The organism is Gemella sp., from assembly GCF_057272915.1.
Window position 1 is genome coordinate 55,786 of the sequence record NZ_DBHIUF010000005.1, and the last position, 25,280, is coordinate 81,065.

Sequence of the window (25,280 nt, forward strand, 5' to 3'; positions counted from 1 at the left end):
TGAATCCTTCAGAATCAGTAGTGACAGAAGAATTGAAACCATTCGAAGGTGGAGTAATTTCAGAAGTAGCATCGGTCAAAGAAGAATTACCTGAACTTAAAGTAGCATTTTTAAGAGATGAAGAAGGCAATGTCTTAGATGTTTTAGCAATTTCTGAAAAACCAAAAGAACTAAAAGGCTATAAATACACAGGAAAAGAAGAAGTAGATAGTGAAGGAAATAAAATTTACATTTATAAAAAAGCCGGACTAAATGCTATTCAAACTGTAGAGCAAGATGCTATTGTTGTTAATCAATCGCAAGTATTAAAAGAAAATATTGAAAGTAAAACTGAGATTACTACTGATAAGAACGATAAAAAAACAGTAGATAAAATATTGCCTAATACAGGAAAGACACCTACAGAACATGGAGTATTAGGTGGAATGTTACTTGCTGCAACAATGATGTTAGCCAAACGAAAAGTAAAAAAATAATATAATAAAATAAAGAGGAGACTTAGATCCAACAAAATTGGATATGATAGGCTCCTCTTTGTTATAAGTTTTTGTTGTTTGTTAAATTCGGAGGGCTGTGAATAAAGGTTTGTAAATCGGGATATATGCTAACTTAATAGAAAAACTTAACTTGAAATTTTTAATAAATAGATTATTACTAATTGTTTTTAATGAAAGCGTATAAAAGTGAACAAATAGTGAAAATAGATTATATTGTCCGATAATTTTGAGTTTTTTATAAAAAATGGTTGTAAACGTCTGTATTTATGATATAATTATTAATGGAAAAAATATTTGCTTTCAGGAGGCGTAACTAATGTCAATAATCGTAGTAGTAGGTTCACAATGGGGAGATGAAGGTAAAGGTAAAATTACCGACTTTTTAGCAGAACGTGCTGATGTAATTGCTCGTTATCAAGGGGGTAACAACGCAGGACATACTATTAAGTTTGATGGAAAAACTTACAAACTTCAATTAATCCCATCTGGAATTTTTAATGAAGAAAAACTTTCAATTATCGGTAATGGTCTTGTAGTAGATCCTAAGTGGATTTGCAGTGAGATTGATAGATTAAAAGAAAGTGGAGTTACTTGCAACGGATTAAGAATCTCTAACAGAGCACACGTAGTATTACCATACCACTTAAAACTTGATGAGGTTGAAGAAGCTCGTCGTGGTGAAAATAAAATTGGTACTACGAAAAAAGGTATTGGACCATGTTATGTAGATAAATACAAACGTTGTGGTATCCGTATAGCTGATTTATTAGATGCTGATCTATTCAAGAAAAAATTAGAACAAAATCTGAAAGAAAAAAATGAACTATTCGAAAAAATCTATGAAACTGAAGGATTCACGATAGAAGAGATCTTCAATGAATACTTCGAATATGGAAAAAAATTAGCACAATATGTTACAGATACTTCTAAAGTATTAGAAGATGCACAAAATGAAAATAAAAATATCTTATTCGAAGGTGCTCAGGGCGTAATGTTAGACATCGATCACGGTACATACCCATATGTTACATCATCTAATCCATCTGCAGGTGGAATCACAGTAGGTAATGGATTCGTACCGACAAATGGTCTTAAAGTATTAGGAATTTCAAAAGCTTATACTTCACGTGTAGGTGATGGACCATTCCCAACTGAATTATTCGATGAAATCGGAGATACAATTCGTGAAGTTGGTCATGAGTACGGAACAGTTACTAAACGTCCACGTCGTATTGGATGGTTTGATACTGTAGTGATGCGTCATTCAGCTCGTGTATCTGGAATGACTAATCTGTCAGTAAACTGTCTAGATGTACTTTCAGGACTTAAAGAAATTAAAATCTGTACAGCATACGATTATAAAGGTGAAATCTTAACAGAATACCCAGCTAATGAAAACATCATTAAAGATTGTAAGCCAATTTATGAAACATTACCAGGATTTGATGAAGATATTACAGGCGTAACATCACTTGATGAGCTTCCTGATAACGCAAGAAAATATCTAGAAAAAATTGAAGAATTAGTAGGTGTTAAAATCTCTGTATTCTCTACTGGACCAGATAGAACACAAACTCACTTACTAGAAGATTTATGGAAATAATCTAATATAAAAATAGAGATGAACTTCGAGGTGTAGAGAATTATGCCTCGAGGTTTATTTTTGTAAAAATCAGATTGAAAAACAGAGAGTAAAAGTGACGAATATGTCACATAGAGTAGTTATTTTTATAGATATAAAGAGAATATATTAGAATATGACGTATTTGTCACGTTATTAAAATAAGTATTAATTTAATGGTAAAATATATGAGAAAAGACTATTTTAATAATCTTTAATGTATTTATTTATAGAAGAAAATAGGTATAAATTATTCTTAATATTAAAGTTTAGGAGATAAGGAATGAATGAGAAGAATTTGCATGGAAGTATTTTTAAAAAACTAAGAGAGGAGAGAGGATATAAGTTAAAAGATGTCGCAGGCGATGTAATCTCTACGAGAACATTAATGCGCTTTGAAACTGATGAGACTAGTATTTCAATTGCAGTTTTTGAGAAATTATTGGAAAATTGTGGTATAGAGTTTCTAGATTATTTAGTATATTACTATGACAATGCTAACATAGAAACTTCTGAATTTTCAAAAAAAATTAATGAATATCTACAATCTGGTTCTCCATCAAAGATAATAAATGAATGTAAAAAGGAACTAAAGAAAAAAAATATTGAACTATCAAAAAGACTAGATATTTTATCGGCTATACAAGCAGTGGGTTGGAAAGAAGATAGAGAATTATTTGATAATAATAAGAGAATAATTAGGGAGATAATTGAGTCAACTAATAAATTAGGTTGGAATGAAATGTCCGGACTTAAATTTTTAATATATTCCGCTTCACGAGAAGAGTATTCAGTTGAATATATTGATAGAATTATTGAAGAGTGTTTACAAAATATTCCCGTTAGGAATTATCTGAATCAATACGTTGGTGGGGCATATTGTAATTTATTAATTTCATCATTAGCATTTTTATCAAGAAATGGTTATTATGAATTAGTTGAAAAAAGATGTAAGGAGGCAATTGAACTTTTTGATGGACAACCATTGTTAATAGAAAAAATGAATTATTATGCCGACGTAATGAGCATCTTAGCTATAGCATATTTACGCCAAAATAAAAAAGAAGGTATTGCTCTTGCTAATAAGGTTTTAAAATATAAAAACATTGTTGCGGAAATTACGGATGATGCTTATTATAAACGTTTAAGAGACATTGTTTATAAAAGTTTTTGTGAAGCAAATAAAACAGGTATTGATATTGAATTTTAATAATTTATGAAATTGTTAAGGAAATGGGGTTAACCCAGAAGTCCTAAATTTAAAAAAAGTGTATATGCGAACTCATAGGCGTAGTGATTTATTGATATCTAAAAAAAGCTTTTTAGATATCTAATAAACTGTGCGGGAGTGACTCAAAAATTGTGATTTCTTAAGAAAAAAGATTTTGTTGAGTCACTCCCGTCTTTTTTTTTATCATATAAGATAGTATATATATATTTTTAATTGAATTTGTTGAAAGTCATACGACACATATGTCACACTAGAGGGAATAAAGTTTGAAATGTATTGTATTTTTTTATGAAAAGTGACAGTTTCTTCTGAATTTACATAATCATAAATACTCTATGGTAAAATTATATCATAAACAAATTATCAAAAACTTTAGTGGAGGAAAATTATTATGATAAAAAGAAAGCAGAGATTTTCGCTTAGAAAAAACAAAATAGGTACAGCCTCGGTATTATTAGGTTTAACGATAGTAGGAGCTAGTTACACTGGATCACAAGTTCAAGCAGCGGATGTCCCTGTGGAAACAACTGTTAAACAAGATAAAACATACACTGTTTCTGATGAACAAGTACTAGATGCAAAGAAAAAAGTTGATGACAAAAAAGTCGAAATCGATAATAAAACTAAAGAAGTAGATGTTAATAAAAATGAAATTACAACTTCTCAGAATGAAAAAAATGAATTAGAAAAAAAAGTCGATTCTTTAGTAAAAAATATTGATGAAGCTAAAAAAATAACACCAGATGTAATTGAAGGTGTGAAAAATGATATAAAAAAAGCTGAAACAGATAAAGCTACTAAAGAGCAAGAATTTGACCAAGCTCAAAGAGATAAAGCGGCTAAACTAAATGCTAAAAATACTGCAGATGAAAAAGTTAAAGATGCTCAAAAAGCAGCAGATGAAGCAGATAAAGATGTGGATCTTAAGAAAAAAGCATTTGATCCGGGACAAATAGATATAGCGAAAAAGAAATTAACAGAAGCTGAGAAAATTGTTAATGAAAAACAAAAACAAAAAGATAACGCTCAAAAAGAACTAGACGATTCTAAAAAGCACGATCAAGATTTAGCAAACCGTCGAAATGATGCAAACTCTGATTTAAACAGCAAAAAACAAAATAGAGACGAAAAACAACGTCTTTTAGACGAAGCTAAACGCAAGCAAAAAGAAGCTGACGACGCGCTTAAAAAAGCATTCCCATACCCAACTAAATTTTTAGCAACAAAAGAATGGTTAGACGCATTTAATAAATTCAGAAGTATTCATAATGAAGCATTTGATATGCGAGCATGGGAAGCTAAAAATCCAATTACTGATGATACAGATCCGGCAGAATATGCGGCAAGAATGGATAAAGCTATGGACGAGTTTTATGCGGACAGAAATAAACGCCAACTTGACATGATTATAAAATTACAAGCGATTGAAAATAGTCAACCAAAAGCAAATGATTTAAAATATGGTAACAAAACTGATGATAAAATTACTTATGAAATCAACAACTTACCACAAGACGTACTTCTTGAGCTATCTCAATACTTCGCACATTTAGTAAATAACGCACGTTCTCAACTAGGTATCTCAGATAAAATTAAGGTTCATTTAGACTCTATTGAATTCGCTAAAGAGGTTGCTAAATCAGTAGTGGATAATAACGCAACAGTCGACGGGCACTTCGGGCGTGGTATTAACGACGCCGCTCGTAAACGAGGGCTAGCTACATCGGCCGACCCAGGTGTTGACACAGAAAAACAATACTACGAAAACCTAATGAGCTCAAAAAGATCTGATAGTACAGTAACGCGCTCTGAGCTATTCGCTTATCTATACAAATATTTTAATGTATTCATGCATGAAGGGCAATTAACAGGGCACTATAATCACGCATTATCGCTTCTTGATTCGAAGAATGTTGGAGTTTCATTCTCACACTTACAAGATGGCACATTTAAATTACACGCAATCTCAATCAACCCAGGATTTATTCAAAACGATAGAGGTGATGTGGAATATGAAAAACGTTATGGGGCAGCTACACTACTTGATAATGTTGATTATCCAGATAGAGACGTATTACAAAAAGCATACGACGATGCAATAAAAGAAGTTGAAAAAGCTACACAAGAATTAGACAAAGCGATTAAAGACGCTGCTGATGCTCAAAACAGAGTTGATGAGCTAAGTAAAATTAAAGAAAAAACACAAGATGCGCAAATTAAATTTAATAAATCTGCAAAAGATTTACAAGATGCGGAAAAAGAAAAGCAAAAAGCTGAAGAAAATTTAAGAAATGTAACAGCAGATCAAGATTCTAAACAAAGAGCATTAAATGATGCTTTAAATGTTCAAAAACAAAAACATGATGAATTAAACAAAGCTAAAGCTGATGCAAATAGAGCACAAAAAGAATATGATGATGCTCTAAAAGCTTCTAAAGATAAACACGAAGATCTGAACAAAATTATAGAGAAAATCCAATCTTTAAATAAAAAGAAAAAAGATATGGAAGATAACGTAGTTAAACTTAAAGAAAATGAAAAAGAACTAGGTAAAGTAAAAGATCAACTTCAAGATATAGTAACTAAGTTGACAAATCTTTTACAGACTAAAACAAAATTAAACGATCAATTACAAAAATTAATATCTGAATTAAAAGATTTAGAAAAAGAATATAATCGTTTATTAGAAATCTATACAAATGAACGTAAACAAGAGCCACCTATAGATCCAAAACCTTTTATAGATATTAAAGAAGAAGTAAAAGAAGAAGACGTTAATTATAAAATTATTGAACAAAACGATCCAACATTAGAAGAAGGGAAACGTGTCGTTAAAGTAAAAGGTAAAAAAGGTCGTAAATCAATTAAAACAATAACACTATCAGAAAACGGAAAAGTGTTAGATGTAGTAACTCAAGAAACGATGCTTGAAGAAGTAGTAGATGAAGTAGTATTAGTAGGAACTAAGAAACCAGGAGATAACCCAGGAGAAAATCCGGGAGATAAATCAGAAGACAAAGCTCCAGGTTCATCTAATAACCAACCTGACTTACAACGTCCTAGTGTTAATACAAATGGATTAAATACTTTACCTAATACAGGCGAAAGTCAAACAGGTATAGCAACTGTAGCAGGCTTAGTAGCTTTAGCAGTAGCTACGAGACTAAGAAAAAAAGCTAACGAAAACTAAATATAATATTAAATAAATATATAATAAAAGCATAGTTCTTAGTCTATGTTTATTGAAATAGAATTTAAACCCCGAGGTATAAAGTACTAATACCTTGGGGTTTTATTCATATATAATATATAAAAGTAAAATAAAAAATTGTCAAGTATATAAATCAATCAGAAAAATATTCAAGATTTATGGTGAAATATAAATACAGTATCATTATTTTGTTTTTTTCTAATAAGTTACTAAAATTTAATACGAATATTATACGAGTGAAGGGGTAGATTCAAAAGTTCTAAATTAAAAAAAGTGTATATGAGAACTCATAGACGTAGTGATTTATTGATATCTAAATTCGCTTTGTAAAAGCTAGATATCTAACAAACCACTGCGGAAAGTGACTCAAAAATCTCGTTTTTTCGAAACTGCAATTTTTGAGCCACGCCCAGTTTAATTAATATGTATTATATTTAAAGAGGAGATAAACAGTGCAAGAATTTAATATTCATAGTTATAATTTTCCATTTTTGAATTATATATTAAAGTTTTGCGACATATATGTCACTTATTGTTTATCTTGAATATCAAAATTACTGAAAAGAAGAGAAAAATGACAATTTCTTCGCAAAATATGTAAACATAAAAATGTTATGATAAAATATAGGTATAAATAAACTAAGGAGGGATGTTTTAGTTTTCGAAGTATAGCATTATTAGCAGGATTTGAAACTTTGATGGATTATTTAATAAATTGAAATAAAAAGTTTTTAGTGTATTGGTGTATTGACTGTTTAAGTGATGTTGAATTAAACAGATGTTTTTAAAGACTATAGAGTATTTCAATAAAGTAATATATAAAAGAGAGAATCTTAAAAAGTAATAGTTATGCTCTATCAAGAAAAGGATATATTTTATAAACATATATTTTTGATGATTGAAAAATAGTAATTCACGTTTCGCATAATATATAGATATAAACAATTTTTAAAAATAATATGTTTTGTAAAATAGAAGTTTAGAAGTTTATAAAAAGTACTTATAAGAAGGTCAAAACAACACAACAAAAAAAGAAGTTTATGAATTAAGAGAGGGCTGATTCAAAAGTCCTAAAATTTTAAAAAGTGTATATGATAACTCATAGGCACAGTGGTTTATTGATATCTAAATTCGCTTTATAAAAGCTTTTTAGATATCTAATAAACTTTACGGGGGGTGACTCGACAAGATCTTATTTCTTCGGAATCGGAATTTTTGAGTCACTCCCTTTTTATGAGGAACAATAAAAAACATATAATTATTCAAATATCCTTTAAAATACTTTTTGGATTAGATTTTCAATGAAGTTATAAATGTTTGTATTTTTGATTAACGGAAAAATCGTAGGTTATCAAGTGTAATTTGTTAATATTTGATATAATTTTTTGTTAATATTTGATATAATTTATAAAAGTAATGGTGAGATTAACGTTTTTACTCGTGTATTTTTTGTGAAAACCGAACGTTCAGTATTTTAGTAAAAATAGTGTCACCTATGTCACTTCTTCCTAAATATAACTATTAAAATATCGAAAAGTGACAATTATATCACAATTCGTTATTTTATGTAAAATTGATGATATAATGATAATTGTCTATAAGAGTCCGTACTTATTATTCGCTACAAAACAATTGAAATATCATGTTAGCACTTTTGGTTGTTTTTTCGTTAACATGGATATTCTAGGGAAAATGTGGCTATAATCAATGTTTTATAGAGAAGAAGAAAAAGTTTATAAAAAGTAATTTTGTTGACTCGTATTTTAAATTTGTTTGAAAAAGTGTTTAAATAGATTTAAATTAACAAAATTGGAGAAAAAATGTATTATGTACCTAAATACAATTAAGTAAATAAATGATGAAAAAATATTGATTTTGAAGTTTATAAACTAAATTATTATTCGGCGAAATATATAGGCATATAAAAAAGAGTAACTGTGTTGTGTTGTGTTGTCAGTTACTCTTTTTTTATTTTTTTGAAAAAAGATCTATAATAGATTACGGTTGAAGCATCATGGGAGTGACTCAAAAATCGTGATTTTGTAGAAGCAAGATTTTGTCGAGTCACTTTCCGCAGTGGTTTATTAAATATCAATAAACCACTACATCTATGAGTTATCATATACACTTTTTTTAATTTAGACCTTTTGGCTCAACCCCAAGTCGACATAATATCATGAAAAAATAAAATGTATTTCAACATTAGTTGCATGATTTATGTTATAATTATAACAAGACTAATTTAGGAGGCGGATACTTAAATGGACGATAAGAATATACATGGAAAAATCTTTAAAAAAATTAGAGAAGAACGTAGAATCAAATTGAAAGATGCGGCTGGAAATGCTATATCAGCAAGAACTCTTATTAGATTTGAAGCTGATGAGACTAGTGTATCGTTAGAGGTTTTTGAACAATTATTGAGAAATATTGGTATATGTTATCAAGATTATTTTTCTGAGTATTTACCTCTTATTGAAGTAGATCAATCAGGATTTTTAAAAGAGGCTAATGCGTTGGAAAATGCGGGAAATTATTCAGCTGTCAAAACTCTGGCTATTAAAATTCTGGAAGGCGATAATATTTCTATGACAACGCGCTTATATATTGAACAATATTTAGGACTCTTCCAAGAAAAAATGATTCCTAAAATTATAACGGAAAATAGAAAAATTGTTTTAGACTATCTTCAAAACTTAGAAAAACATACAAAAAATGAACTACTGACATTGGCTTTAATGTTGAGAGTTTTGGGAGAAGATCAGATTTCTATTGAATTTATTCGCAGAATTATTGATGAGAATTTAAAGCCTGTTGGTGTCGGTGATATGTTTTCTGTTGATAAAGGGGAAAGGGCATTGCTTACTTTGCATAGTGCTATAGCGTTATTGTCTAGAAGGGGTTATGTAGAAGAAGCAGAGGGTAAATGTCTTAAAGCAATAGAATTGTTAAAGAGTAATTACTATAAGTTGACACACTTTAATTTTCATGCTAATGCCTTCTTCTTTATATTAGCTCAAATGCAATTGAAACTAAACAAACCTGAAGGGGTAGAATTAGCCAATAAGTGTATTCGCATTATTGATGCTCAAATTGAGTTGTATAATATGCAATCAGATATACATATTAGAGATAGTTTAGTTCGAAGTTTTTATGAACGTAATAAAACAGGAATTGATTTTGAGTTTTAGTAATCAATTTTCAATATAAAATAATAGAGTTCATAACATGAGGAGAAAATCTCTGATGTTTTGAACTTTTTTGTTTATAAGATTAGAAATATTTTTTTAAATTTATTTAAAATATATAAGCTATATTTTAAGTAAAAACGTTATCATATAATTATAGAATGATAATAGTTATTAATACTATTTACATAAAAATAAATAAAAGAGGTGTAAAGAATGTCGATTCTAAAAAAGGCATGGTTATATATAATCAGAAAAAGTTTTAAATCATTTGTTATATTCTTGATATTAGCTACTATGTCATCATTAATTTTAAGTACTATATCAATTAAAAAATCAACTGATGCTTTATCAAAAGAGACTTTTCAAAATATAACGAGTAGTTTTTCTATGGAAATAAATAGAAAGACCAATCAAGGGACCGCTAGGGGTGCAGGTAACTTAATAGGTGAGGATATTGAGAAGATAAAAAATCTTCCTGGAGTGAAGAAATATATCAAAAGAATGAACGTAAGTGCGGATCTAATTGACTTAGAACCTTTAAAACTTGCGAATCATCAGCAAGAAGAGAAAAACAATAAGCAAAGACAACTTTTCTCTAAAACGGTTATCGTAACTGGAACTAATGATTCTTCATTAGATGATAGATTCTCAGCAGAGACGTTAAAATTACAAGAGGGACGTCATCTAACTGATAATGATAAAAATTCTGTTTTAATTCACGAAGGTTTCGCTAAGAAGAATAAAGTTAAAGTTGGAGATAAGATTAAATTAAAAGGTAATCCAAATGACGCAGATAATGAGAAAAAATCTGATAAAGAGGTTGAAGTTACTGTAGTTGGTATTTTTGGAGGTCAGAATAAAGGTACTACGTCTAGTCATATGGAACTTTATGATAATATTTTTATAGCTGATACTCAAACAACAAAAACTTTATACAACTATGAAGATGGTAAAGAAATTTATCAAGATGCAACATTCCTAGTTGACGGGAAAGATAAAGTTGATAGTATTATAAATGATGCTAAAAAGCTCCCTATTAATTGGAAACAGTATATGTTAGTTAAAAGTAATCAAAACTTCCCAGCTCTTCAACAATCATTAGACACAATTTATAGTCTAACTAATGGTGTATTCATAAGTACAATAGTCTTTAGTATAGTGATTCTGTCGCTAATATTATTCTTATGGATAAACAGTAGAAGAAAAGAAATCGGTGTAAGTTTAGCGATTGGTATGACTAAAGCGAGTATCATAGGAGAATTTATTCTTGAAGTTCTATTAATTAGTATTCCAAGCTTTATCGCTTCATATTTCGTAGGAAGTGCAATTAGTCAAAATATCGGAAATCAGATACTACAACAATCTATTAAATCTGTAAGTAAAACTATTTCAAATCAAGCTAATGGAGTTAATCTAGGTGCTAATGCTGAAGTAGAGGGAGCAAATAAAATTATTACGGCTTTAGATGTAAGTGTTAGTATGGATAATATGCTAACGGTAGTATTTGTTGGTGTAGCAATAATTGTCATTGCTGTAGGGATTGCTTCTAGCAGATTAGCATATAGAAAACCTAAAGATTTATTATCTGATATTAATTAATGTAAGGAGAAATCGATGAGTATTTTTAATAGGGCATATCTTTATATTATTAGAAAAAAAGTTAGAAGTAGTATTTTGTTTTTAATAGTGACACTGATATCATTTTTCTTATTAAGTGGTAGTGTTTTGAATACTACGGTAAATAATATTTCTAAAAATTTATATAAAGATGTTAATTTTGGATTTAATGTTGAAAGTGCAGATAAATCCAATAAAGAAATAGAAAAGGATACTTTGAAAAAAATTGAAGAATTAAAAGGAGTAACTACGAAAAATTATATTTTTTCAAAACCAGTTACTGTTGAAGGGAAAAAGGTAGTTCAGGAGAATCAAAATATTACTTTAAATGATGAAATAAAAAATAATAGCAATTTAGTAATGTTGAATGGTATTACCGCTTCTAAAAGTAATATTGATTTTAAGAGTGAAGTTTTAAAATTGGAAAAGGGAAGACATATTGAAGAAAATGATAAGAATAAAATCATAATTCACGAAAAATTTGCCCAATTAAACAATGTTAATTTGGGTGATAAAATTAAGTTATCACAAGAAGGTAAAACATTAGAGTTAGAAATTGTTGGAATCTACTCTGGTGAAAAGATTAATACATTTAACGGCTTAAGCTCAGATTTTATTGAAAATACAGTTTATACTGATTATAAATCAAGTCAAGAATTATCAAATTTAATAACTAATAATAAAGTAACTTCAGTAGAATATGGAGTTGAAGATCCAACTAAGTTAGACGATATAATTAAAAGTGTTGAGGATTTAGGACTAAATAACTTAATGGTATCTAAATCAAATAAAAATTATGAGCTTATTACATCATCAGTAGAGAGTATAACGAAAATAACTAATATGATAAGAATAGGTAGTGTTGTAGTTGGAGTAGTTATACTATCATTAATATTAATGTTTTGGGTTCGTGAAAGAACTTACGAAATTGGGATTTTACTGTCGTTAGGAACTAGTAAAGTAAACCTGGTGTTACAATTTATAGTTGAGGTATTATTGGTAACAATATTTGGTCTAATGATTGCACTCGGTATAGAGATAGCGACTATCAAGTATTTAGCGAGCAATGTGGGAAGTATTTTTTCTGAGGAACTACCAAAATCAATAGCTGATGAATTAATGAAGATGTCTGTTAATGGAATAGAGATTGTTAATCTAGTTATAGTAATGATAGCTATAGTGATTATTTCGGTAGTTGTGGCGTTACTGCCAATCTTGAAGATGAAACCGAAGAAAATTTTAACGAATATTAATTAGTGAGGAATAAGAAATGTCGATTTTTAAATTGAAAAATGTAAGTTACTTATATGATAATAGTAAGTCAAAAGTTTTAAGTGGAATTACTTATAATTTTGAAGTAGGGAAGTTTTATGCGATAGTAGGTAAGTCAGGAGCTGGGAAATCAACTTTACTATCGTTATTAGCGGGATTAGATAGCCCTTCAAGTGGAGAGATATTATTTAATAATACAAATATTGAAAAAATAGGTTATAGTGAACATAGACGTAAAGATATTTCTTTAGTGTTCCAAAATTATAATTTAATTGATTATCTGACTCCATTAGAAAATCTAAAACTTGTTTCAAAAAATGCAAGTAAGGATATTCTATTAAAACTTGGATTAGAAGAAGAACATGTTAATCGAAATGTTATGAAGCTTTCTGGAGGGCAGCAACAACGTGTAGCTATTGCAAGAGCATTAGTATCTGAAGCACCTATAATTCTAGCTGACGAACCTACAGGGAACTTAGACGAAAATACTGCCGAAGAGATAATCGAAATCTTGAAAAAGGTAGCTGTAGAAAACAATAAATGTGTTATCGTAGTTACTCACAGTAATCAATTAGCAAGTGCTGCTGATGTAGTATTAGAGTTGAAAGATAAAAAGTTAAAAGTTAAATAAGTAAAAAGCGAGATTGGCTTTAGAAATTGATTATTTTAAATCAAAATTCTCAAGTTGCTCTCGCTTATTTTATTAATTATAAGTGATTTTTTAAACAAAATAGTTTATCAAGTTCGTTTAGTGCTTCTTCAAAGCTATAAACAAGAGTTCCATGTTTTAAAATTCCCCCAAGAACGTAATGATTCATTGCATAACTTGGAATATCATATTTGTTTGCAGATTTTAAGCGAATATCTGAATTTATAGCGATAATTTTTTTCTTAAGTGCAATTGCAATTCCTAACTCGACCATTACACCACTATCTTCATTTGTAACATCAGCTAAGAAGATATCACAATTTTCTACAGCGTGAGTGTCTCCGTTAAAAATATCTTCGGGTGTTGGTAATGTTTGTTTATCTTCGTTAAAAGGTTGTTCTATCGGATTAAAGACAGATAATCTTTCTCCAAATTTTTCTTTTAATAATTTTCCTTCTTTTAAACGTTGAGCTATTTCAGCCTCGTTAAATAATGCTCCAGCTAAATAAAGTTTCATAGAATAGTCCTCCTTAGTTGTTATTTAAATTATAATATATATCAACTCAATTTTACAACTAAAGTAAAAAGAAATTGATAGTGATTATTTGTTTTATTAGTTATTTTAAAGATAATCAATTATAATATATATGAAATGTTTTAAAATGAAAATCAATTAAGATATATATTTTACAGTTTCAAAGGTGAATCATTGACAGGTGTATAGATATATTATATAATGGAGTTAATAAAGAAATGGACGTGGTTCGTCCTACCTAAAAGCTCTTGTCTATACAGGGGCTTTTTTGCATGTTAAAGTGAGTGGGGAATAAGATTATGAAAAAATTTAATAATATAGATAGTCAAATAGAATTATTGAAATCTAGAAATTTAAGAATACTGAATGAAGAAAAAGCTAAAGAAAATCTAAAGTTATATGGTTATTATGAAATAGTGAATTGGAGTCAGAAGTATTTTAAAAAATTATTTATCAAAATATCCAGAAGATAAGAATATGCTTCTTACAGAAATAGGAGTGCCTCCTACAATAATTGAATTTGATTTAGAAGAAATTTTTGATGTAACTTTGTATTAGTTGAAAATCAATTGAGACTAGTTTTTACATTTATAATCAATGCAGTATGTATCAACTTTCTAATTTTACTAGTTATTTTAAACTATTTCTATTATAATAATTATTGTAGTGAAGAATATATATGAGAGGAATTTATTGATGAAAAGTGTAGTACTTTGTGAAAAACCATCGGTTGCTCGTGATATTGCGAGGAATCTTGGTGCGAAAAATAATAAAAATGGTTGTCTTGAAGGAGATAAGTATGTAGTTACTTGGGCGCTAGGGCATTTAATCACCCTTCAAACTCCCGACAAATATAAGGAATTTAACAATGTAAATTTAGAGAATTTACCGATGATTCCAAAGTTTATGAAAACAGAAATAATTAAGAAAACTTTTAAACAGTATAAAGTAGTTGAAAATGCTTTGAACAGGAAAGATGTTAATGAAGTTATCATTGCGACTGATGCAGGTCGTGAAGGGGAGCTTGTTGCTCGTTATATTATCGATAAGGCTAAATGTAATAAAAATGTAAAAAGACTATGGATCTCTTCTGTAACAGATAAGGCGATTAAAGATGGATTTAGAAATTTAAAAGATGGTAAAGAGTATCTTGGCTTATATCATTCTGGTATAGCGCGTGCTAATGCAGACTGGTTAGTTGGTATTAATGCATCAAGGGCATTAACATTGAAATATAACGCATCACTTAACTGTGGTCGTGTTCAAACTCCAACATTGCAGATGGTTTTTGAGAGAGAAGAAAAAATTAAACAGTTTAAACCAAAAGATTATTATACTTTTGAGGCGCAAATCGATGGTGTGAAATTCGGTTGTGGGAATAGCGAGTTTAATCTGGAAAAAGCGGAACAATTTATTAAAAAGAACATCAACAAAGAAATTAAATTCAATGAGGTTCAGAAGAAAGCTAAAACTTCATCAGCAAAACCCTTATACAATTTAACGGATATTCAACAAACTGCTAGTGCGCTATTCGGTATGTCACCAAAACAAACGTTAAATATTGTTCAAAGTTTATATGAGAGACATAAGGTATTAACATATCCAAGAACGGACAGTAGATATTTAACTAGTGATATGAAAAATACTCTAAAAGACCGTATTCAAGCTATCGGTGGAGATTTTAGAGAAACTACTGCAAAATTACTTAAAGTAAAAGATTATAATACTAAGAAAATTATTAACAATGCAAAAGTTAGCGATCACCACGCTATTATTCCAACAGAGCAAAGACCTAATTACATGTCGATGTCAGATATGGAGACTAAAATATATAATTTAGTCGCAAAGAGATTTTTAGAGAATTTATTACCTGAGTATAAATACGAAGAAACTACTTACTCGTTTAATATTGAAAATAAAGTATTTTCTGCCAAAGGATTAAAAGTGATTCAAGAAGGATATAAAGAATTAAGTAGGGAAGAATTACAGGACAAAACTATTAACCTTCAAAATGGTAGTCATAAACTGGAATCATTAGTTTATAATAAAAAACAAACAACCCCACCTAGTTACTATACTGAAGGTACGCTAATTTATGCTATGGAGAATCCATTTGAGTTTGTTGAGGATGAGAATGAAAGAAAGATTCTAAAGGAGACTAATGGTATTGGTACTGTAGCAACACGTGCAGATATATTAGAGAAATTATTTACAAATGATTACTTAGTTTTAGATAGTGGTCGAATCAAAACTACAAACAAAGCGAAGCAGTTATTGAATCTAGTACCTAAAAATCTTAAGAGTCCATCTTTAACAGCGGTTTGGGAGAAACAATTAGATAATATCGCTAAAAACAAACTTTCAAAAGATAAGTTTTTAAATGATGTTAAAGATTATACTAAATCATGTATTGAGAAAATTAAAGATAGTGAAGATAGATTTAAACACGATAACATTAGCGGCAAGAAATGTGAAGAATGTGATAGTTTTATGCTTGAAGTAGATAAAAAAGGTACTAAAATGCTAAAATGTTCTAATCCAAGCTGTCGCAATCGTAAGGTCATTAGTAGATTAACAAATCTGCGTTGTGATAATTGCCATAAGAAGATGACATTATTTGGTAATGGTGAAAATGCTACTTATCGTTGCCAATGTGGTAATTCATTAAAACAAAAAGAAGTAGATAAACGAATTAAATCTAGTAAAAAAGACAAAGCAAGTCGTGTAGACATGAAAAAATATATGAAACAAGAAAAATTAGAAAACAATGCTTTGGCAGGTTTAGCAGGATTGAAATTGAAATAAGGTGCTGACCCAAAAGACCTAAACTTAAACAAAGTGTATATGAGAACTCATAGACGCAGTGGTTTATTGATATCTAAATTCGCTTAATAAAAGCTTTTTAGATATCTAATAAACTTTGCGGGGTGACTCTACAAAATCGATTTCTACGAAATCACGATTTTTGAGTCACTCCCAATGTAAAATTATTTGTAGTGTAATATATTTTTCAATTAATTTTATTGATAATTATAGCTGATAAATTAACTTTTTTCACTTTAATTCTAGTGTTTGAATCGAGACTATGCTATAATAAATAATGAAAAAATTTGTCTGAGAGGTAAATGATGAAATATGTATCGGTGGCTGTAGATGGGCCAGCAGGATCAGGAAAAAGTACAATAACAAAAATGGTAGCAAAATCATTAGGATTCAATTATGTTGATACTGGTGCAATGTATAGAGCTTTAACGTATAATTTCTTAGCTAATGGGTTAGATGAATTAGAAGAAGAAAAAATTAAAGGATTATTAAGTAAAACCGAATTCAAAGTTAAGTATGTTGATGGAGTTCAATACGTTTATGTTAACGATGAGGAAGTAAGTGGTAAAATTCGCACAGCAGAAGTATCGAAATTTACTTCGTTATTCGCTAAATCTCCTGCAGTGAGAGATTTCTTAATTGATACTCAAAGAAATCTAGCCAATACCAATAATATTATTATGGATGGAAGAGATATTGCTTCTGTAGTGCTTCCTAATGCTGATGTTAAAATTTTCTTAACTGCATCAGTTGAAGAAAGAGCTAGACGAAGAATGTTGGATTTTGAACGCCAAGGTATTGCAAATGTAGACTTCGAAAAAGTAAAAGAAGATATTAAAGCGCGCGATTGGCAGGATGAAAATAGAGATATTGCGCCACTTGTTAAGGTGGATTCTGCAATATTATTAGATACGACAAGTATGACTATTGATGAGGTTGTTGTGAAAATGACTGAATTAGTAAAAAGTGTAGAAAGTAGAAATTAGCAGGAGAGTACTATGTATAATTTTATCAGAAGTTTATTGGCTCTTTATTATAAGATTTTTTATAAAGTCACTATTGTCAATAAAGAAAAAATCGAAAATGCTAAAGGTGTTGTAATTTCAGGTAATCATTTAAGTAATCATGATCCGTTATTATTCCCAGCGTTCTTTGATAAGAAAATTCGTTTCATAGCAAAAGAAGAATTATTTAAAATAATTTTTGTAAAACAGGCTTTGGAAGCTACGGGAGCAATTCCAATTAAGCGAGGAACGTTTGATAGAGCTGCGATTAATAATAGCATAAAATTGCTTAGAGAAGGTGAAGTTGTTGGGATTTTTCCTGAAGGAACGCGTTCACATTCGAAAGAATTAGATTTAGGAGAGTCTCACAATGGAGCATCATTCATAGCAACAAGAGCAAAAACTAAAATTATCCCATTTGCAATTATCCCTGATAAAAATTTTAGAATTTTTTCTAGTATTAAGATTGTAATTGGTGATGAAATTGATGCTGCCTCGTTAAAAGAAGAAGGTAAGAGTCACGATGAGATTACTGCAATTTTAATGGAGAAAATTTCAGAGTTGATTGCAAAGGAGAAATAAAGTGTACGAAAAAACAATAAAATTTAAATTAGAAAAAAAATTCTTCAATCAAGCAGGTTTTTTAGATAATAAATATGTTTATGATTGGATGAATTTGGCTAAAAAATATTATTTAAATGGCTTAGGAATAGATATTGATTCATTGATGAATTATAATCTGTATTATGCTGATATTGATGTTAGGTATTCAATTAGATCGAATATTAGATATAATAGTCAAGATATATTTATTAAGACGTGGATAGAAAAGCATAGTGGTATTAAAACTATATTTTCTTATGAATTTTATGTAGATGGTGAGGTAGTAATTCTTGCTACAAGTTCACATAATATTCTTGGTACTGATAGTGATCGTGCTATTAGAATAGACCGTAATTTACCGAAGTGGGACCAGATTCTTAAAGATGTTGTAGGTAATGAATACACAGAATAGGGCTGCTTAAAAGCAATGAACAACTAGTAACTATGAAAAATGATAGTTATTAGTTGTTTCTTTTTTGATTATTGATTAACAAAGTAGCGCTATAAGGTATTAATTTAAAAATTATGATTGATTGAATTAGTGGTAAATTTCTAACATAGTTTTTACGTTCGAAATAGCTTTTGATTAAGGATTTTACTCAAAATTTTAAAAAATTTATATGAGAATTCATAAATGTAGTGATTTATTGATATCTAAATTTGCTTTATAAAAGCTTTTTAGATGTCTAATAAACTTTGAATGAGTGACTTGAAATAATCGATTTCTTTAAAATTATGATTTTTGAGTCGCTTTCTTACTTTGGGAATTAACAAATGAATTAGTTTTATTAATAATAGCCACTTTAATTGATAAAATATCTATTTTGTTATATACTTTAAGGTGGTTTAAAATGTAATAATTTTAAAATTAGATATATTGAAAAATAAAAAAAGAAAGGTAGATAGTATGATATATTTAGATAATTGTGCTACAACTAAACCGTATAAAGAAGTACTTGATACATTTGTTGAAGTTAACAATTCTTATTTTGGTAACGCTGCTAGTATCAATAAATTTGGAAAAACAACTAATAAACTTCTTTCAGCTGCCAGAGGACAAGTAGCATCTATCTTACAAGTAGCAGAAGATAGTATATTTTTTACATCTTGTGCTACTGAAAGTAATAACATAGCTTTACTAGGAAGTGTTGAACATAAGAAAGATTTTGGTAATAGGATTATTGTTTCAAAAATTGAACATCCGTCAGTTTTAGAATCTTTTAGAGAATTAGAAAGAAGAGGGTTCATATTAGATTATTTAAATGTTGATGAAGATGGAGTAGTCGATTTAAATCATCTAAAAACTTTACTAACAAAAGAGACGATTTTATTAAGTGTAATGCAGGTTAATAATGTTTTTGGAGTAATTCAACCAATAGAAGAAATTTCAGAAATATTAAAAGATTATCCGAAGGTTCACTTCCATGTTGATGGAGTACAAGGAGTATTAAAAGATAAACTTGATTTATCAAAAGTTGATAGCTATGCTATTTCAGCACATAAATTTCATGGTATAAAAGGTATTGGTGTACTGTATTTAAAATCTAGAAGAACAGTTCACAATATAACTTTTGGTGGAGGTCAAGAGGACGGTTTACGTAGTGGTACGGTAAATGTTGCAGCTGCGGCAAGTCTTGCGAAAGCTCTGAGATTATCACAAGAAAAAGTAGAAGCTGTAAAAATAAAACATAGAGAATTTAAGGCTATGATTGTTAATGAATTTTCAAAATACAAGCACATGGTGATTAATTCACCTTTAAATGAAAAGTATATTGATTCAATTATAAATATAAGCTTACCTAAAATAAAAGGAGAAGCAATAGTTAATGCCCTTAATGAAAGGGGGATAATGGTTTCAACGACAAGTGCTTGCTCATCAAAAACCTTCCATCTAAATGAAGCTCTTTTTGCAAGAGGGCTGTCAAGAGAGAATATAGAGGGAAGTATTCGTGTAAGTTTTTCGAATGAGACTACTAAACAAGAAGTTGAAACATTTATTGAAGTATTCATTGATGAATACAATAAAAAATTTAAAGAGGTAATTGAAAGTGGAATTTAGTCATATTATAGTAAGATATGGAGAACTTACATTAAAGTCTGGTAATAGAAATGAGTTTTTAAAAAAATTAACAAAAAACATACGTTACAATCTTCAAGGATTAACAGGTTTTCATGTCCAAACAAAAAGAGATAGAATGTATATTCATCTAGATCATAATGAAGATGTTCAAGAAATCATGGAGAGATTAAAAAAAGTCCCAGGTATTCATAATTTCTCTCCAGTATTAAGAGCTGGATTAGATGTTGAAGAAGCTAAAAAGGTTATTGATAGACTTTTAGAAACTAAATTAGATAAAGAATATAAATTCAAAATCCAAACTAAAAGACCTAATAAGAACTTCCCACACAATACAAATGAATTAAATAACGTATTTGGAAGTCATGTTCTGATTAATTATAAAAATTTAAAAGTAAATGTTAAACAACCGGATTTTATAATTAATGTTGAAGTACGAAGTGAAGGAATTTTTATCTTTACCGACTTTATTAAAGGGGTAGGAGGATTCCCGGTAAATACTTCTTCTAAAGCATTGTTATTATTATCAGGAGGTATCGATTCACCAGTAGCGGCTCATACACTGCAAGTAAAAGGTGTAGAAGTTGAAATGATTCACTTCCAATCACCACCATTTACTTCAGCTGAGGCTTTACAAAAGATTTTTGATTTAACAATTAAATTAAGTCAAGTTGTAGGTAAAATTAAACTTCATGTTGTAAACTTTACAAAGTTACAAACAGAAATTGTAAAACGTGTACCTTCAAACTACACAATGACTTCAACTAGAAGATTTATGCTACGTGTCGCTGAAGAAGTTGCGAAAAAAGAAGGCTGTTTAGCTATTGCTACAGGTGAATCTCTTGGTCAAGTAGCATCGCAAACGCTTGAGTCAATGAATTGTATTAATGAGGTAACTAATTTACCAGTTCTACGTCCATTATTAACTATGGATAAGGTTGACATAATTAAAATAGCACAAGAAATAGATACTTTAGAAATTTCTAATTTACCGTTTGAAGATTGTTGTACAATCTTCACACCGAAAGCACCGAAAACTAAGCCAAGATTAGAAAAAATAACAGCTTATGAAGCTCGTGATGACTATTCTGATCTAATTGCTGAGACACTAGCTAGTGTGGAAACATATCTATTTGATAAGAATGGTAGAGTAGTTACTCAAGATATGAGAGAACAAGAAGTTAAAAAAGAAGAAAAAGATGATTTTTCTGGATTACTATAAAGATAGAAAGAGAGACAATTAATGGAAAAAAAAGTAATAGTAATAGGTGCTGGTTTAGCAGGGAGTGAAGCTGCTTGGCAACTAGCAAAACGTGGAGTTAAAGTAGATCTTTACGAAATGAGACCTAAAAAAATGACACCTGCGCACAAGACTCAAAATTTTGGAGAATTAGTATGTTCTAACTCTTTAAGAGCTAATAACGTAACAAATGCGGTTGGTCTTTTAAAAGAAGAAATGAGAATGTTAGATTCTATTATAATTAAATGTGCAGATGCGACTCAAGTACCAGCAGGTGGAGCGTTAGCTGTAGACAGAGATAAATTCTCAGAAATGATTACAGAAACTATCAAGAATCATCCAAATATTAATGTAATTGGTGAGGAGTTACCAACAATACCTAAAGGAGATGTACCGGTAATTGTTGCGACAGGTCCTCTTACATCTGATGCATTAAGTCAAGATATTAGAAATTATACAAAACAAGATGGATTATATTTTTATGATGCAGCAGCACCTATTATTGAAAAAGATTCAATCGATATGAATAAGGTTTATCTGAAATCAAGATATGATAAAGGTGAAGCAGCATATCTAAACTGCCCGATGACAAAAGAAGAATTCTTTAATTTTTATAATGAATTGATAAATGCGGAAGCAGCTCCATTAAAAGAATTTGAAAAAGAAATTTATTTTGAAGGTTGTATGCCTTTTGAAGAAATGGCTAAACGTGGAGAAAAAACTTTATTATTTGGACCTATGAAACCAGTTGGGTTAGAAGACCCAAAAACTGATAAGCGACCATACGCAGTAGTGCAATTGCGTCAAGATAATAGTGAAGGAACTTTATATAACATCGTAGGATTCCAAACGCACCTAAAATGGGGAGAACAAAAGAGAATTATCAACATGATTCCAGGATTAGAAAATGCTAATATTGTCCGCTATGGAGTTATGCATAGAAATACATACTTAAATTCTCCACAATTATTAGAAAAAACTTATAGATTAAAAGAAGAAAAAAATATTTATTTTGCTGGTCAAATGACAGGGGTAGAAGGATATGTAGAGAGTGCAGCTTCAGGGATTGTAGCAGCATTAAATGCTTTGTATAATACTGAAGATAAAGAAATAGTATTCCCAACAGAAACTATGATAGGTGCAATGGCAAATTATATCGTGGATAATACAAGTAAAAATTTCCAACCTATGAATGCAAATTTTGGAATTATTAAACCACTTCCAGAAAGAATTAAAGATAAAAAGGAAAAATACGAAAGATATGCTAAAAGATCACTTGAAATGTTAGAAAATTTCAAAATTGATTAAATTAATTTTTAAAAAGTCTTACAATTTATTAAAATTAATGGTATAATAAGCAAGGAAGTATTTTGTAAGGAGAAAATTAATGGCAAGTTTATTACAAAAAACAAGAAAAATTAGTACAATTTTACAAGAAGGACGCCATGAAAATGTAGACTTTGAAGCTATGGCTATGCGTCTTAGTCCAATTCTAGATTCAGTCGTATATATTCTTGATACTGAAGGTAATATACTTGGATATGATTCGATTATTGATTATTCTAATGAACGAATGGAAAAAATTATTCAAGATAGAAAAGTTCCTAAAGCTTACTTAGATGCAACATTAAAAGTATATGCTACAAAAGTAAATATTCCATTCCAAGATCCATTATCTATCTTCCCTGAGGAAGAACAAGAACGTTTCGAAAGTAATAGCTATACGGTTATCTTACCTATTCGTGGAGGAGGAGATCGTTTAGGAACACTGGTTATCGGTAGAATGGATAGTGACTTTAAAGATGATGATTTAGTACTAGCTGAATATGCATCAACAGTAGTAGGAATTGAAATTTTACATGAGAAACAAGATAAAGAGAAAAACTTAGCACGTGACAAGGATATGGTCAACATGGCACTGAATTCATTATCATTCTCTGAGAAAGAAGCTATTGAACACATTTTTAGAGAGTTAGATGGTACTGAAGGTTTACTTATTGCAAGTAAAATTGCTGATAGGGTAGGAATTACTAGATCTGTAATTGTAAATGCATTAAGAAAATTAGAAAGTGCGGGAATTATTGAATCTAAGTCGTTAGGAATGAAAGGGACTTATATCAAAGTTCTAAAAGAGTATTTCTTAGAATTAATGTTTTCTAATGAATTTTAAAAAGTAAAATTGTAAGAAAAGGGGCTGACCCAAAAGTCCTAAAATTTAACAAAGTTCATATATGAACTCATAGATGCAGTGGTTTATTGATATCTAAATTTGCTTTATAAAAGCTTTTTAGATATCTAATAAACTTTGCGAGAGTGACTCTGCAAAATCTTGTTTCTTAAGAAATCACGATTTTGTAGAGTCACTCTCTTTTTGCTATTTATGGTATTTTTAATGATTCTTATGAAAGTTTTCTTAAGAATTTTTCGTTATTAATGATAACTCTAGTATGAGTAGCATCTCCAATTTTTTTATCTCCCTCGAAAGCCTCTAAAGAAAAAATTATTATTTTTTCTTTGATAATTTCTGTTATCTGACCTTGAACGGTGATTTCTTTACCGACAAGAGTAGGAGCTAGGTGATTTATATTGATGTTACTACCAACGCTACCTAAGTCATCTGTTAGAAAGGTATTTAAGTAATTTTTAGCGGCGTTTTCCATAAATGCAACAAGACTTGGTGTTGCAAGTACATCTAAATCACCACTACCCATATTTTTAGCAGTATTGTTTTCTACTACTGTATAATTTTGTTTGAACTCTGTATTAATTTCAATATTCATAATATTATCCCTCTATTTATTCGTAAAATGTTACTTCATAATCGATAAATTTATTATCTTTATAGTTGAATTTAGCTGAGAAGAATGGTTTATCTTTGACTAACCAATCAAGAAAGATGTAATCCCCTTCCCATGTTTTTATATTTTGTATTTCTGATTTTTTCACCCATATTAGATCGCCTTCGTTGCAATCTTCAGTCAAACTTCCTTTGTAATTTGTCGCAGTATATACGTAAGTGTACCAGTCTTTTTCACCATCGAAATTAGGGAACGTTATAATGCCTCTAAGTTTTGGATTTATTATGTCAAGATTTGTTTCTTCTTTAACTTCTCTAACGACACAATCTTCTGGACTTTCACCTGGTTCGAATTTTCCGCCAACGCTAATTGTTAAACCTTCATGTATGTCATTTTCTTTTTTATTTCTTTTTAACATTAAAAAATTTTCGCCATCATCAACGTAGCACATAGTTGCAAGAACATTGTTCATATAATTATCTCCTATATTTAAAGAAAAAGTAGGAAGGAGGAAAGACTCCTCAATACCTACTTTACAAAATTTCTATGTATTTATTAAAAAAATTATTTTTCTTCGCGTTTTTTATCTAAACCTACTACGTCTAATAGCGCAACAAAAATAGTAAATAATACAGCTAGTATTGCACAGTCGCGAAGTGTATTAATCTCACCATTAGTTCCTAAAATAGATGAAACGATAAATACTATAACAGCTGAAAATATAAACGACCAAATAAGTGAAATAATATATTTCATTGTCACCACTCCTTAAATTTTATCTACAATATCTATTATACAACTATTCTTATAAACTAGCAAGATTTTTATTGATATTTTATATATTTATATGCCTTTTAAATTATAGAGAAAAGGTGTAGAATTATTAATGATAGGTATGACGGTATTTTGTA

The 25,280-nt window shown here is 29.4% G+C and carries 21 protein-coding genes; 17 read left to right on the forward strand and 4 right to left on the reverse strand.

Annotated features, from left to right (window positions below; genetic code table 11):
* The 8 genes from ACO6OL_RS03380 to ACO6OL_RS03415 form a co-directional block, all read left to right on the forward strand.
* On the forward strand, window positions 1-476 hold a 476-nt coding region (locus ACO6OL_RS03380; protein ID WP_485502136.1), incomplete at its 5' end, for an LPXTG cell wall anchor domain-containing protein.
* 337 nt (window positions 477-813) lie between these two features.
* A complete protein-coding gene (locus ACO6OL_RS03385) occupies window positions 814-2,100 on the forward strand; it encodes an adenylosuccinate synthase (RefSeq protein ID WP_485502137.1) in 1,287 nt (428 codons plus the stop codon).
* 301 nt (window positions 2,101-2,401) lie between these two features.
* Window positions 2,402-3,328 carry a helix-turn-helix domain-containing protein gene (locus ACO6OL_RS03390; protein ID WP_314397167.1) on the forward strand — a complete coding sequence of 309 codons (927 nt, stop codon included), beginning with the start codon at window positions 2,402-2,404 and terminating at the stop codon, window positions 3,326-3,328.
* 412 nt (window positions 3,329-3,740) lie between these two features.
* On the forward strand, window positions 3,741-6,539 hold the full coding sequence (locus ACO6OL_RS03395) for an SEC10/PgrA surface exclusion domain-containing protein (RefSeq protein ID WP_485502138.1): 2,799 nt from the start codon (window positions 3,741-3,743) through the stop codon (window positions 6,537-6,539).
* A 2,282-nt stretch (window positions 6,540-8,821) separates the two neighbouring features.
* On the forward strand, window positions 8,822-9,751 hold the full coding sequence (locus tag ACO6OL_RS03400) for an XRE family transcriptional regulator (RefSeq protein ID WP_314396617.1): 930 nt from the start codon (window positions 8,822-8,824) through the stop codon (window positions 9,749-9,751).
* Window positions 9,752-9,964: 213 nt separating this feature from the next.
* Entirely contained in the window at window positions 9,965-11,350 is a 1,386-nt protein-coding gene (locus ACO6OL_RS03405; protein WP_485502139.1) for an ABC transporter permease, read from the forward strand.
* A gap of 15 nt (window positions 11,351-11,365) precedes the next feature.
* Window positions 11,366-12,625 carry an ABC transporter permease gene (locus ACO6OL_RS03410; RefSeq protein WP_485502140.1) on the forward strand — a complete coding sequence of 420 codons (1,260 nt, stop codon included), beginning with the start codon at window positions 11,366-11,368 and terminating at the stop codon, window positions 12,623-12,625.
* Window positions 12,626-12,638: 13 nt separating this feature from the next.
* Complete coding sequence (locus tag ACO6OL_RS03415; RefSeq protein WP_314396610.1) at window positions 12,639-13,271, forward strand: ABC transporter ATP-binding protein; 633 nt, start codon at window positions 12,639-12,641, stop codon at window positions 13,269-13,271.
* Window positions 13,272-13,347: 76 nt separating this feature from the next.
* On the opposite strand, the gene ACO6OL_RS03420 is transcribed toward ACO6OL_RS03415, so the two are convergent.
* Window positions 13,348-13,806: a nucleoside 2-deoxyribosyltransferase gene (locus ACO6OL_RS03420; protein WP_314396608.1), complete on the reverse strand. Its 459-nt coding sequence runs from the start codon at window positions 13,804-13,806 to the stop codon at window positions 13,348-13,350.
* A gap of 317 nt (window positions 13,807-14,123) precedes the next feature.
* Here ACO6OL_RS03420 and ACO6OL_RS03425 point away from each other — a divergent pair, with 317 nt between their 5' ends.
* From ACO6OL_RS03425 to codY, 9 genes are all read left to right on the forward strand, one after another.
* Entirely contained in the window at window positions 14,124-14,297 is a 174-nt protein-coding gene (locus tag ACO6OL_RS03425) for a hypothetical protein (protein ID WP_314160556.1), read from the forward strand.
* A gap of 223 nt (window positions 14,298-14,520) precedes the next feature.
* Window positions 14,521-16,629, forward strand: coding sequence for a DNA topoisomerase III (locus ACO6OL_RS03430; protein WP_485502141.1), 2,109 nt, complete (start codon window positions 14,521-14,523; stop codon window positions 16,627-16,629).
* A gap of 320 nt (window positions 16,630-16,949) precedes the next feature.
* The gene (cmk, locus tag ACO6OL_RS03435; RefSeq protein WP_485502142.1) at window positions 16,950-17,633 is read left to right on the forward strand and encodes a (d)CMP kinase; all 684 of its coding nucleotides are present in this window, start codon (window positions 16,950-16,952) and stop codon (window positions 17,631-17,633) included.
* Between the two features lie 12 nt (window positions 17,634-17,645).
* Window positions 17,646-18,233, forward strand: a complete 588-nt coding sequence (locus tag ACO6OL_RS03440) for a lysophospholipid acyltransferase family protein (RefSeq protein WP_485481659.1) — start codon at window positions 17,646-17,648, stop codon at window positions 18,231-18,233.
* Window position 18,234: 1 nt separating this feature from the next.
* Window positions 18,235-18,666 (forward strand): acyl-CoA thioesterase, encoded by a 432-nt coding sequence (locus tag ACO6OL_RS03445; RefSeq protein ID WP_485489620.1) that lies wholly within the window; start codon window positions 18,235-18,237, stop codon window positions 18,664-18,666.
* A gap of 495 nt (window positions 18,667-19,161) precedes the next feature.
* Entirely contained in the window at window positions 19,162-20,313 is a 1,152-nt protein-coding gene (locus ACO6OL_RS03450) for a cysteine desulfurase family protein (RefSeq protein WP_485502143.1), read from the forward strand.
* Window positions 20,303-21,553 carry a tRNA uracil 4-sulfurtransferase ThiI gene (gene thiI / locus ACO6OL_RS03455; protein WP_485502144.1) on the forward strand — a complete coding sequence of 417 codons (1,251 nt, stop codon included), beginning with the start codon at window positions 20,303-20,305 and terminating at the stop codon, window positions 21,551-21,553. Before ACO6OL_RS03450 ends, thiI begins: the two co-directional genes overlap by 11 nt.
* A 21-nt stretch (window positions 21,554-21,574) precedes the next feature.
* Window positions 21,575-22,879, forward strand: coding sequence for an FADH(2)-oxidizing methylenetetrahydrofolate--tRNA-(uracil(54)-C(5))-methyltransferase TrmFO (gene trmFO, locus ACO6OL_RS03460; protein ID WP_485502145.1), 1,305 nt, complete (start codon window positions 21,575-21,577; stop codon window positions 22,877-22,879).
* Window positions 22,880-22,958: 79 nt separating this feature from the next.
* Complete coding sequence (codY, locus tag ACO6OL_RS03465; protein WP_314160548.1) at window positions 22,959-23,741, forward strand: GTP-sensing pleiotropic transcriptional regulator CodY; 783 nt, start codon at window positions 22,959-22,961, stop codon at window positions 23,739-23,741.
* 229 nt (window positions 23,742-23,970) lie between these two features.
* Here codY and ACO6OL_RS03470 read toward each other — a convergent pair whose 3' ends face one another.
* The 3 genes from ACO6OL_RS03470 to ACO6OL_RS03480 all read right to left on the reverse strand — a co-directional run bounded on the left by ACO6OL_RS03470 (window position 23,971) and on the right by ACO6OL_RS03480 (window position 25,125).
* Window positions 23,971-24,351, reverse strand: a complete 381-nt coding sequence (locus ACO6OL_RS03470; protein ID WP_485502146.1) for a thioesterase family protein — start codon at window positions 24,349-24,351, stop codon at window positions 23,971-23,973.
* 16 nt (window positions 24,352-24,367) lie between these two features.
* The gene (locus ACO6OL_RS03475) at window positions 24,368-24,841 is read right to left on the reverse strand and encodes an NUDIX hydrolase (RefSeq protein ID WP_485502147.1); all 474 of its coding nucleotides are present in this window, start codon (window positions 24,839-24,841) and stop codon (window positions 24,368-24,370) included.
* 92 nt (window positions 24,842-24,933) lie between these two features.
* Window positions 24,934-25,125 (reverse strand): DUF2929 family protein, encoded by a 192-nt coding sequence (locus tag ACO6OL_RS03480; RefSeq protein WP_314160204.1) that lies wholly within the window; start codon window positions 25,123-25,125, stop codon window positions 24,934-24,936.
* Window positions 25,126-25,280: the final 155 nt, after the last annotated feature.